Source organism: Streptomyces longispororuber, from assembly GCF_024448165.1.
Lineage (GTDB): Bacteria > Actinomycetota > Actinomycetes > Streptomycetales > Streptomycetaceae > Streptomyces > Streptomyces longispororuber_A.
In genome coordinates this window covers 104,202-115,666 of sequence record NZ_JAMOLN010000004.1, presented here as the reverse complement: position 1 = coordinate 115,666, position 11,465 = coordinate 104,202, and the positions used below count along the sequence as shown (strand labels likewise).

Below are 11,465 nucleotides of genomic sequence, written 5' to 3'. Positions count from 1 at the left end.
GCCGCAGCCGCGGCACCCACGGCTGCGGCCAAGGAGCGCCCGGCCAAGGCGGACCGGAGCGACGACGGCGCCGACGACGGCAAGACGTACGGCAAGCTGACCGAGCAGATCCTGGCGTACTTCGCGAAGGCGGGCGGCGCCGAAGTCCGTGCCCGCGACGTCGCGTCCGCTCTGGGACGCGACACCGACAGCGGCAGCATCAACGCCGTCCGCAGCACCCTCGACCGTCTCGTCGGCGCGTCGCGCGTCCAGCGGGCCGGCCGCGGGCTCTACCGCGCCGTCAAGCCCTGAGCCACCCCCTTCGCCCGCACGTCCGTTTCGTAGACCAGGGACGTACGGTGGCCGTACTGGATGGTGTACATCCGCTTGCCGCCGAAGACGACCTTGGTGGCGGCGGACGGGAAGTAGTCGGTGGTCAGCCGGGGCGGCGCCGTCGTGACGTAGGCCTGGCCCGCCGGCACGGTGTACATGCTCAGGGGCGCCTGCGTCGACGGTGAAAGGCCCGCCGGGATCTCGGCGGGGTCCGGGTAACTGGTGCCGTAGACCTTCACCGGTTCGACGCCCACGGGGCCGACGACGGTCGCGTCGGGCGCCGGAACGGTGTGCGCACCGTGCGGGTTGTGGAACCACACCTTGCTGCCGCTGAACCAGATCGCGGTCCAGTCGCCCTTCTTGTCCGCGACGACGAACTGCTGTCCGGCCTGCGCGGTGCTGCCCCAGTCGTCGACCCGGGTGGTCCCGGGCTCGTCCGGGTGCAGGGCCTGGTCGCCGAAGAGCGGTGCGGACGCCCGGGGTGCGGTGCGCAGGTGGACGAAGTTCGACGCCCGCCGCACGTCGGCGCACTCGGGGGTGGCGCCGCTCGGGTCGTCCTCGGGGCAGATCCGCACGGTGTTCCGGTTGTGGGCGAACCCGGGCGCGATGGTGACGGCGGTCCCGATGTCACCGACACCGTGCCTGCCGTCGACGGGCGCGCCGAGCAGGTCCATGAAGTGGTCCCAGTCCCAGAACGGTCCCGGATCCCAGTGCACCCCGGACGCGAGCGAGGAGTTGGGCCCCACGACGTTGTCGTGCCCGACGACGTGCTGGCGGTCGAGCGGTACGTCGAAGCGTGCGGCCAGGTACTTCACCAGGTCGGCCGTCGCCCGGTACTGGGTCTCGGTGTACCAGGTGGCGCCCTGGGCGGCGAAGCCCTCGTGCTCGATGCCGACCGAGTGCATGTTGGTGACGTAGTTGCCCGCGTGGTACGCGAGGTTCTGCGTGGGGACCATCTGTGTGACCGCGCCGTCGGCGGAACGGATCACGTAGTGCGCCGAGGCCGTGCCCGCGAGTTGGGCGTTGGCGATGGCGGACGCGTAGGAGCCCTCCGTGTCGTGGAGGACGATCTGGTCGATGACGGTGCCGTTGGCGGGCCGGTCGGCGGCCTGGCCGTTCGACGGGTGGGCGGGAACGAACGCGCACGCCAGGGTCGGTGGGCACTCGGTGGCCGTGGCCGCGGCGGCGGGCAGCTTCAGCTCGCCGCGCTGCGTGGCGGCCGGCGCGACCGCGGGGTCGGCGGCGAGCCGGACCCGCTGTCCGTCGGACGTCCTGCGGGCGGTGCCCTTCTTCATCGTGGCGAACACGTGGTTCGCGTAGGCGGCGGCGCCCCGCTGGTCGCGTGCCTGGGCGTAGCGGGCGACAGCCGCGTACCAGTCGTCCGGATCGTCGGACAGCCTGCCGTGGAGCTGCTTCTCGTACGACGCGAGCAGCGCCGCTCCGCCACGGATGTTCGCCGCGGGGTCGTCGCGCAGTGCACGGGTCGACCGGCCCGTCAGCTGGGCCGCGGCCCGGAGCGTGTGCAGCGCGTCGTCCGCCGCCAGCTTCTTCACGTCGGACCGGCCGGCCGCGCCCGCCGCCCCGCCGGCCATCATGTCGGCGGTGACGTCGGTCAGGTGCATGGGGCCGTATCCACCGGAGGTGCTGTGTCCGCCCTGGTGGGTCTCCCAGGCCGACTGCTGGTAGGCGACAGCGAGCAGGACGTTCCGAGGGACCTGGTACTCGTCGGCCGCCTGCGCGAACTCCTGTTGCAGCGTTGTCTCTTGGGCCGGATCGTCCTGCGTCGCCCGGGCCACCGCCGGGACGGCTATCGCGCCCGCCACCACCAGGGCCGCCGCGCCGAGCGCGACCGGCCTGCGGCGCAGGGCGTGTTTGCGGCGAGATGCCTGAGTAGGCGATCTGTCTGTCATGTCAGTCCCACTGTTGAACGAGCCGAATGATGTCTTCGTCACGAGGCGCGGCGGGGCGGTGATACGCCCATGAGGGGCCTGCGCCAGGGGAGTTGTGCGGTCGCCGGGGCGAGGAGGCCCGAACCCCGGCGTTCACACTGTTTCGTGTTGAACGTATCAGACGGGCCACTCGGTCAACACAGTGGTAATTCGGCCAGTGCGGACCGTCCCTGTGGTCGTCAGTCGGCGGCGTGCGCGCTCCAGTGGCCTTCCAGCAACTCGGCGACCTCGGCGGGACGTTGGAGCACCGGCCAGTGGTTGCAGTCCATCTCGACCACCGAGGAGGCGTGCAGCGAAGCGCCGAGCTTGCGTCCGAACTCAATCTGGCACGCGGGGTCGAGCGCTCCCCAGAAGACCAGGCAGGGCGCCGACACGGCCTTCAGTCCCGGTTCCCACTCCGCTCCCATGGTGACGGCGGAGCGGTACAGCTTGAGGACGGAGTCCTTCATCGGCTCGTCCACGCGGCTCGCCATCTCCTTGGCCGGCCGGATGGGCACGTCGAAGCCTGCCGCCAGGTCCTGGGCGAACGGCTCGGGGCGCAGTTCGCGCATGAAGCGGTCGCCCTCGACCCGGTCCTGCCAGATCTTGGCCAACGGGTGCCACACATATGCGGAGTTGACCGGCCCGTTGCCACCGGCCCAGGTGCGGACCAGATCGGGGCGCAGGCAGGCGACGCGGAGGGTGAGGATGCAGCCCCAGTCGTGGCCGACCAGGTCGACCGGCTCGCCGACCCGTTCCAGTCGTCGGATCAGCCAGTCGACGTACTCCTCCTTGGTGGAGCCGAATCCGTTCGGACGCGGGGCGCCGAAGCCGGGCAGGTCCCAGGCTTCCACGTCGGTCCTGGTCAGGTGCTGTCGCACGCCGTCCCATACGTGATGGGTGTCAGGCACGCCGTGGATCAGGATGGCAGGCATGAGCGATTCCTTCTTCATGAGGCGGCTGCGCCTCGCGGGCGAAAGAGGAGACACATCTTGTCACATCGTGTTTCTTCGGCCCGCCCTCCGGAGCGGTGGCGGTTGACGCGCCGGGAGGCACGCAACCGTTGCGCTTTGCCATGACAGTGGCAACAATCGGTGGACAAGTCCTTTGCCCGCGGCACGCGAGTGGGATGAGAGGGAGACATGGTTTCGGCATCGCGCACTGCACGCTCGGCCCGCTCGGCCCGCACCATCGAGAGCACCGCTGAAGGTCTCCAGGGGGACCTCGACCGTCTGGAGCTGCAGAAACGGGCGCTGGAGAGGGAACTCGCCGCCGTCGCCGCCCATCTCGACACCGTGCGCCGGGCCGTGCACGCCCTGGAAAGCGTGATGACGGGCCCGGCGGATTCAGTGGGCTCGGAGGGGCTGGAGGAGGCGGAGAACGCTGCGAACCCGGTGCCCGCCGCGAAACCCGCCGCCCCGCGGCCGCCCAAACGCGCCACGAAGTCCGGTAAGCGGGCGCCCCGCTCGAAGAACACCTCCCGGGTGAAGAGCAGCACCGCCACGGACACGGACACGGACACGGACACGGACACGGACACGGACCGCCCGTACGGCCGGCTGACCGAACAGATCCTCGCCTACCTCGCGCAGGCCGGTGACACCGACGTGCGCGCCCGCGACGTGGCGGCGGCACTGGGCCGCGCCACCGACAGCGGGAGCATCAACGCCATCCGCAGCACGCTCGACCGTCTCGTCGGCGCCTCCCGGGTCCAGCGCACCGGCCGGGGCCTCTACCGTGCCCAGCGGTCCTGACCCCGACGGACCGGATGGCGAAGGCGGGTCATGGTTGTCATGGCCCCGGACGCCGGTTCGCGGGGGATCGAAAGCGTCCGGGGACCACAGCACCCACCCGGTTCGGTGGAGCGGGTGCGACAGTGTGTCCGACGCCTTCCGGGTGGAATACGCCTCGGCGTCGGAAACACTGAATTCACCCTACCGCACGTCTGCACGCCCATTGACACCGTATGCTCGGAGAAGTGAGTCGGTCGGTAACAGTGTCATCAACAGTGGCAGATTCGCTTGAAGCAGGGCCGTCACGCACGGATCATCGGACGGCGTGAAGCACCCTCACCCTCACCCTCACCCTCACCAGTCGGCACCGCTGTCTCCCGGCACCCATGCGCTCACCGTCCCCCACGGCACCGCCCGCGTCGTACAGCGGTACCACGTCGCCGGTTCGGGCCCCGTGTGCGTCGCTCATTCAGGCGGACCGGGAATCGGCTGGGAGTACCTCCGGACGCCCGAGCTGGAGAAGCGTCTGACCATGGTCTACGTCGAGCCGGTCGGCACGGGCCGGTCCGGGCGGCTGCCGGACGCCGGCGACTACACCGTGGCCACGTACGCGAACCTCCTGCACCACGTCGTCGACCACCTCGGACAGCCGCGCGTTCACTTGCTCGGGCACTCCCACGGCGGTTTCGTCGCCCAGCGGTACGCACTCGACCACCCGGACCGCCTCGCCTCCCTCGTCCTGTACGACACCTCCCCGGTGGCGGACGGCGCGTTCTGGTCGGCGGCGGTCGCCGCCATGGAGCGGTTCGTGGCACGGAACGTCGAGGCCCATCCCGAGGTAGCCGGTTACACCGCCGCCCTCACCACCCCGCTCGGCCCCCTGGACGACGACGGAGCCACCACCGTCCTGCGGCAGATCATGCCGGCCTACGTCTTCAACTACTGGGGCCGCGAAGGGGAGTTCGGGCCTGCCCGCCGGACGCTGCGGATGTACGCGGCTCCCAACCGGGGCGAGGGTGCCCCGTTCGACGTGCGGGCGGAGCTGTCCCGTGTCACCGTTCCCACGCTGGTCCTGGCCGGGGAGGACGACTTCATCTGCGGTCCTCGCTGGGCCCGCCTCCTGGTCGAGTCGATGCCCGCTGCCGCGTTGTCGGTCCTGAAGGACACCGGGCACCTCGGACACGTCGAGCGGCCCGCGCTGTTCGGTGCCGCGGTGCTGGGGTTCCTCCAGGAGCACGGCGTTCCGTCGTCGTAGCCATCCGCGCAGCCGCGGTCGTGGCTGTCACAAAGTGAGCCGCTGTCCGGTCATTCATGCGAGCACGGATGATTCACCGGTGGTGACTCGCACCGTTAAATATGCATCTCAGTTGCCAGTTTGGAGTCGACATGCTGTCCGAACGGTCCGCACAGATCGTCCGCACCACCCTCCCCGCCGTGGGAGCCAACCTCGGCACCATCACCGAGCTGTTCTACCGCCGCATGTTCGAGGAACGGCCCGAGCTGCTCAGCGACTTGTTCAACCGGGCGAACCAGGCCAGCGGCGCGCAGAAGGAGGCGCTCGCCGGTGCCGTCGCCGCGTTCGCGACCGCGCTCGTGGAGCACCCCGACGAGCGCCCCGACGCGGTGCTGGGCCGCATCGCGAACAAGCACGCCTCCCTCGGCATCACCTCCGACCAGTACACGCTGGTCGCCCGCCACCTCCTCGGAGCCGTCGCAGAGGTCCTCGGTGACGCGGTGACCCCGGCGGTGGCCTCCGCCTGGGACGAGGTCTACTGGCTGATGGCCAACGCCCTCATCGCCATGGAGGCCCGGCTGTACGCGCAGGCCCAGGTCGAGGACGGTGACGTCTGGCAGACCATGGAGGTCGCCGAACGCCACGAGGAGACCCCTGACACGGTGTCCCTCGTCCTGCGCCGCGCCGACGGGTCGCCGGCCGGGCCGTTCGTCCCCGGCCAGTACGTCAGCGTACGGGTCGAACTGCCCGACGGGGCACACCAGATACGGCAGTACAGCCTCGCCTCGGCCCCCGGCCTCAAGACCTGGCGCATCACCGTCAAGCGGGAGTACTCCGCCGACGGCCGGGTGCCCGAGGGCGAGGTCTCCTCCTGGCTGCACGCCCACGCCAGGGCCGGCGACACCCTCCGGGTCTCGCTCCCCTTCGGCGACCTCCTGCTCCCCGAGGGCGACGGCCCGCTGCTGCTCGCCTCGGCGGGCATCGGCGTCACCCCCATGCTGGCCATGCTGGACCACCTGGCCACCACCTCGCCCGACCGGCCGGTGACCGTCGTCCACGCGGACCGCTCCCCCGCCGATCACGCCCATCGCCTGGAACTCGTCGAGCTGGTCGACCGGCTCCCCCGTGCCTCGCTGCACGTCTGGTACGAGGACACCGACCACCCCGACGCCGCCGCGGACCACGTCAACGAGGGCTGGGCCGACGTCGCCCGTCTCTCCCCCTCGCCCGACACCACGGCGTTCCTGTGCGGGCCGCTGGCCTTCATGAAGGCCGTCCGCGGCGACCTGCTCGCCCACGGGCTGAGCCCCAGGTCCATCCACTACGAGGTGTTCGGCCCTGACCTCTGGCTCAGCAAGTGAGCGAGAAGGTGTGCTCGCCGCTGCGGACCGACGCCGAGCGCAATCGCGAACGCATCGTGGCGGCGGCCCGCCGTCTCGTCTCCCGCGAGGGACTCGGCGTCTCCATGACCGCCGTCGCCCGCGAGGCAGGCGTCGGCAACGCGACCCTGTTCCGTCGCTTCGGCACCAGGGAACGTCTCATCGACGCCGTGTTCCTGGACCGTGTGGAGGCCCATCACCGCCTCGTGACGGCCTGTTCGGACGATCCGGACCCGTGGCAGGGATTCGCCGACTACGTCCGGTGCGTCTGCGCCCTGCAGGCCGCGGACCCGACCTTCGTAGAGGCCCTGACGATGACGTTCCCCGCCGGAGTCGTGGAGACCCGACGCGCCGCGGCGGCCCGCGGCGCGCTGGGGCTCATCTCCCGTGCCCAGCAGGCCGGTTGCCTGCGCGAGGATTTCAGCGACCGCGACCTGACCGTCCTGCTGCTGGCCAACGCGGGCGTCGTCGGAGCGGCCGGAACCGCGGCCGGGATCGCCTCGCGTCGCCTCGTGGCACAGATGCTGCGCGCCTACGCCACCCCGGACGCACCCGTCACACCACTGCCGGAGGCTCCGCCGCGCCCGGCGCTCTACCACGCCATGATCGGCCTCATCCGCTCGCGGCCCGCATGAGCGGGGCGGTACAACCGGGACTACGGCAGGGACAACAGGCCCGCCGTCACGGCACGCGGCAGTGACGGGTTCGCGGCCGCGGCTTCCACCACCTGCCAGTCGGCGTCCGTCAGCAACTCCTCGATGAGGTGGGGCGGCAGGGCCGGGTGGCCGGCGGCCAGGGGGCGCGCCTGTTCGTCGGGCAGGCAGTCGCGCAGCGCCGAGCCGGTGGCGTTGGGGTGCCGGGCGACCGCCCGGAGCGCCTTCCGTACCGGGGGATCGTGACGGGCCAGGTCCTCCAACAGTGCGGGAGACGCGTCCGGGTTGGCCGCCACCCGGGCGACGACGCGGACCCCGTGCCGGCCGACCATGGCCCGCAACTGCGCTTCGGACAGGCCCGGGTGCGCGGCGACGGACGTGACCACCTTCGCGTCGGGGTCGGCGGCCAGCGCGTCGCGGATCCCGGGCGGCAGGTCGCGCCGTTGGGCCAGGAGCATCCGCAGGGCGGGATGCGGTGACCGCGCCAACTCCTCGACCTCGGTGGGGGATGCAGTGGCGATCCGCGGCAGCAGGGTGGGGCCGGTCCTGGTGGTGCGGGTCAGGTCGACGAGGACGTCGAGCGGTACGTGCGGGTGGTGCGCGAGCGCGCGCCGTACCTCGGAGTCACGGTCGCCTGCGAGGGCGCGGATCAGCGTGTCGTCGACGGCGGGGTTCTCGGCGAGGTCGGCCCGGACGCCGGGGGTGGGATCCGCGGCGAGTCGCGCGTACACCTGTGAGGGCAGGTCGGTGCGCGTGGCGAGCGCCCAACGCAGCAGGGCGGAGCGGTGGTCGGCGAAGCCGACGACGGCTGCGGTGGGCGTGGCCGGGTTGCGCAGTGCGGCCTGCCGGAGGTCGTGCAGGGTGGACGCGTGGGAGCCGTCGCAGGAGGCGCCCGGCAGCAAGTCGCAGTCGAACCGCGGGCAGTTCCGGTCGTGGACGAACGGTGTCTCCTCCCGGTCGCAGACCAGGCACCGCTGTGCGGGCGGCAGGCCCTCGCCCGTGATCAGCATGGCCAGGACGGCCGGGGGCGTCGCCTCGTTGGCGGCGAGCGCGCGACGGACCTCGGCGTGCGGGTGCCGGGCGAGGCCCGCAGCCCGGTCCGGCGTGGCCCACAGCGCGAGCTCGGCGACGACCCGTACGTCGGGATCCGCGCCGAGCGTGTCGACGACGTCGGCCGGGAGCCCGGGGCAGGCTGCCAGCTTCTCCCGGCGCTCGACGTTCGGATCGGTGGCGAGGAGCCTCGTCCACTCCGGGTCGCCCGCGCCTTCGTCGAGCACGGCGAGCGCGGCGTCCGGCTGTGTCGCGGGGTCGACGTCGGCGGCCGTCAACCGGCCCAAGTGGGCGAGCTGCACGGCGTTTCCCTCGCTCCGGGCCGCCAGCGCGACCGCCTGGGCGTGGCTGAGGTCGGGGCGGCGGGCGAGGTGCGCGGCGACGTCTTCGTCCGCGACGGCGATCAGCCGGTCGACGAACTCGGCCGGCAGGGCGGCGTTGTCGGCGAGACCGCACAGGACATGGTGCACAGGGCGCATCCTGCCCGGTGAGCGGCCGAATGGCCCGCCGTTTTCGACGGGACCGAACACGGTTGGCGGCACGCGAGCTGCTGCTGCGCCCCGGTGTTCCGGTGCCTCTGCACGGCCGGTACGGACGGCGTGTCGTGCTCCAGTAGTCTTCCGGTCGATCACACGCCCGACTGTGAGGACCAAGCGAGTTGACCGGCCTGTCTGCTTTCCCGCTGCCCTTTCACGCCTCCCGCTCCATATCGTTCGCGACGCCCCGGACGCTGCGGGAACTGCAGATGATGCAGTGCAGTGCCCACATCCGTGCGAAGCCCGACTGGTTCGACAAGAAGGACGACGCCGGCATCGTCGCCCGGTGGACGCAGGAAGCGATCGGCCAGGGTCTCACCGAGGCCCAGGTGCGTTACGTCCTCGCCGAACTCGCGCACTACGCCGCGCTGCGGGACGGCCGGACCGGCATCGAGGTGTCCGCCGTGGACGGGGTGTGGCAGTCGGACACGTTGATCGACGAGGAGTTGCGCTCCCGGCTGCGGGAGGCCGTCCGGGTGCTGGAAGAGGTGCCCGACGCGGAGAAGGACTGGCACCCCGGGTCGGACGGCCAGGTGCTGGACCTGGTGCACCCCTCGCTCTTCTGCCTCGTGAACGGGGTGAGCGGGGCGCCCGAGCGGGCCTGGCGGAATCCGACGGACCGCTACTCGAAGTACGAGTTCTCGGAGAAGTTCCAGTGGCTTCCCACGGACGTCGACGTCCGTGCCGACGGCGACGTCGCCTTCCGCTCGTACGTCAACAACGTCCACCCGGAGCAGCACCGCGCCCTGAACGCCGTCCTGCCCGAGTTGTTCGCGCGCATGCGTCCCCTGTGGGAGAACGTCCTCACCGATCTGCGCCACCCGCGGCCCCTGCGGATCGAGACCGATCCTTACGGTTGGTACGACGCGGAGCCGGTCTACCCGCGCAAGACGGCCGACGGTGACGACGAGGCCTACAAGGAGGCCTACCAGGCGTGGGAGACCGCCTACGACGCCTGGCGGGAGAACCGCCACCCCGTCGTTCCGGACGCCCCCGCCTTCACCGCGCCCGAGGCGCCCGAGGACTCCGCCCGGGTCGATCTGCGCGGCCGCCGTCTCCAGGTCATCGCCAAACTCGCCACGATCCACCTCACCCCGGAGCGGCCCGAGTACCCGGGCGGTTCCTGGCACGTCGAGGGCATGCTGAACGAGCGGATCGTCTCGACCGGCATCTACTACTGGGACAGCGAGAACATCACCGAGAGCCGGCTGAGCTTCCGGACGGCGCTCGACGACCCGGAGTACGAGCAGAACGACGACGACGGCATGCGTGAGGTCTACGGCCTGGAGAACGAGGACGCCCTCAACCAGACGCTGGGGTCGGCCTCGACGCCCGCCGGCCGCTGCCTGGCGTTCCCGAACGTCCTGCAGCACCGCGTCAGCCCGTTCCGTCTCGCGGACCCCGCGCGCCCCGGGCATCGCAAGATCCTCGCGTTCTTCCTGGTCGACCCGTCGGAGACGATCGTCTCGACCTCCGACGTGCCCCCGCAGCAGCCCTGGGCCGCCACGTCGACCATGACGCTCGACCAGGCCAAGAGCTACCGCGAGGAGCTCATGCGGGAACGCAAGTTCTTCGTCGCCGAGCACAACGAGCAGCTCTACGAGCGGGAGTTCTCGCTCTGCGAGCACTGACCGAACTGACTGGGGCGGGTACGTCTGAAGCTCCGCCGAAAGTGACGTGGCGGAGCTTCGGACGTACCGCGGCTCCTCCCGTCCACCCGCCCCATGAGGAGCACTTCAGATGGCTCGCACCACTCCGTCACGCCCTCTCGACGTCGAGGCGCTGTTCCCGGAGGTGAGTGTTCACCGTCGGGACGCCGTCCGACTGCATCCGCGTGCCGGTGACCCCGGCATACGGGAGAGCTCTCTCGGTGGACCGCTGCTGTGGCCGGGTCCGCAGCCGTGGCCGCACTGCGACGACGACCACCCGCGCACGGCCCTCTCCCCGTCGGGACCAGGGCCGATCCCTCTGGTCCCGGTCCTTCAACTCTTCGCCGCCGACGTGCCTGAGCTGCCGTACCCCGCCGGAACGGATCTGCTGCAGGTGCTGTGGTGTCCGTTCGACCACGAGCACGGCTACGTGCCGCGCCCCGAGGTCTTCTGGCGGGACAGTTCCCTGATCGACGTCGAGGCGGCCGCCCCGCCCCGCCCGACCGACACCCACGACGACTACCTCCCGAACCCCTGCGTCCTGCATCCGGAACGGGTCACCGACTACCCGAACTGGGATCTGCCCGACGACGTCGCGGAAGCGCTGGAGGACAGGTTCGAGGAGCTGGAGGAGGAGACCGGCTGGTCCTACTGGTCGCACCTCTCCGTGTCGGAGGGAATCAAGGTCGGCGGCTACCCGACCTGGACGCAGGACCCGTACTGGCCCACGTGCCCGAGCTGCGCCGAGCGCATGGACCACCTGCTCACCATCAACTCCGCGGAGTTCGACGGCGAGAGCTGGCGCACCTGGCTCCCCGTCGAGGACACCCCCGCCACGGGCACGATCTGGGACCTGCCCTACGAGGAGCGCTCACGGATCCAGTGCGCACCGGGGCTGATGCTCGGGGACATGGGCGGCATCTACCTCTTCGAGTGCCTGCGCTGCCCCGACCGGCCTTTCGCGTATCACTCCGACTGTTCCTGACCTTCG

9 protein-coding genes and 1 pseudogene are annotated in these 11,465 nt (G+C 71.1%); 7 read left to right on the top strand and 3 right to left on the bottom strand.

Annotation, left to right across the window (positions count from 1 at the left end; translation table 11 throughout):
* A pseudogene (locus tag M4J07_RS02375) lies at positions 1 to 291 on the top strand (hypothetical protein); the annotation flags it as partial.
* Here the strand turns inward: M4J07_RS02375 and M4J07_RS02370 are convergent.
* Together M4J07_RS02370 and M4J07_RS02365 are read right to left on the bottom strand one after the other, a co-directional pair.
* Positions 270 to 2,222, bottom strand: coding sequence for an N-acetylmuramoyl-L-alanine amidase (locus tag M4J07_RS02370; RefSeq protein ID WP_255966587.1), 1,953 nt, complete (start codon positions 2,220 to 2,222; stop codon positions 270 to 272). The pseudogene M4J07_RS02375 and the gene M4J07_RS02370 sit on opposite strands and share 22 nt — an antisense overlap.
* A gap of 218 nt (positions 2,223 to 2,440) precedes the next feature.
* On the bottom strand, positions 2,441 to 3,175 hold the full coding sequence (locus tag M4J07_RS02365; RefSeq protein WP_255966586.1) for an alpha/beta fold hydrolase: 735 nt from the start codon (positions 3,173 to 3,175) through the stop codon (positions 2,441 to 2,443).
* A gap of 207 nt (positions 3,176 to 3,382) precedes the next feature.
* Here M4J07_RS02365 and M4J07_RS02360 point away from each other — a divergent pair, with 207 nt between their 5' ends.
* The 4 genes from M4J07_RS02360 (at position 3,383) to M4J07_RS02345 (ending at position 7,221) form a co-directional block, all read left to right on the top strand.
* A complete protein-coding gene (locus tag M4J07_RS02360; protein WP_255966585.1) occupies positions 3,383 to 3,994 on the top strand; it encodes a hypothetical protein in 612 nt (203 codons plus the stop codon).
* A 304-nt stretch (positions 3,995 to 4,298) separates the two neighbouring features.
* Positions 4,299 to 5,228, top strand: a complete 930-nt coding sequence (locus tag M4J07_RS02355) for an alpha/beta fold hydrolase (RefSeq protein WP_374214981.1) — start codon at positions 4,299 to 4,301, stop codon at positions 5,226 to 5,228.
* A 131-nt stretch (positions 5,229 to 5,359) separates the two neighbouring features.
* Entirely contained in the window at positions 5,360 to 6,568 is a 1,209-nt protein-coding gene (locus M4J07_RS02350; protein ID WP_255966584.1) for a globin domain-containing protein, read from the top strand.
* Positions 6,565 to 7,221, top strand: a complete 657-nt coding sequence (locus M4J07_RS02345) for a TetR/AcrR family transcriptional regulator (RefSeq protein WP_255966583.1) — start codon at positions 6,565 to 6,567, stop codon at positions 7,219 to 7,221. Before M4J07_RS02350 ends, M4J07_RS02345 begins: the two co-directional genes overlap by 4 nt.
* A 20-nt stretch (positions 7,222 to 7,241) precedes the next feature.
* Here M4J07_RS02345 and M4J07_RS02340 read toward each other — a convergent pair whose 3' ends face one another.
* Positions 7,242 to 8,759 (bottom strand): hypothetical protein, encoded by a 1,518-nt coding sequence (locus tag M4J07_RS02340; RefSeq protein WP_255966582.1) that lies wholly within the window; start codon positions 8,757 to 8,759, stop codon positions 7,242 to 7,244.
* A 188-nt stretch (positions 8,760 to 8,947) separates the two neighbouring features.
* Between M4J07_RS02340 and M4J07_RS02335 the strand changes: the two genes are divergently transcribed.
* Together M4J07_RS02335 and M4J07_RS02330 are read left to right on the top strand one after the other, a co-directional pair.
* Entirely contained in the window at positions 8,948 to 10,456 is a 1,509-nt protein-coding gene (locus M4J07_RS02335; protein ID WP_255966580.1) for a DUF4246 domain-containing protein, read from the top strand.
* A gap of 109 nt (positions 10,457 to 10,565) precedes the next feature.
* A complete protein-coding gene (locus M4J07_RS02330) occupies positions 10,566 to 11,459 on the top strand; it encodes a DUF1963 domain-containing protein (RefSeq protein ID WP_255966578.1) in 894 nt (297 codons plus the stop codon).
* The last annotated feature ends 6 nt before the right edge of the window (positions 11,460 to 11,465 follow it).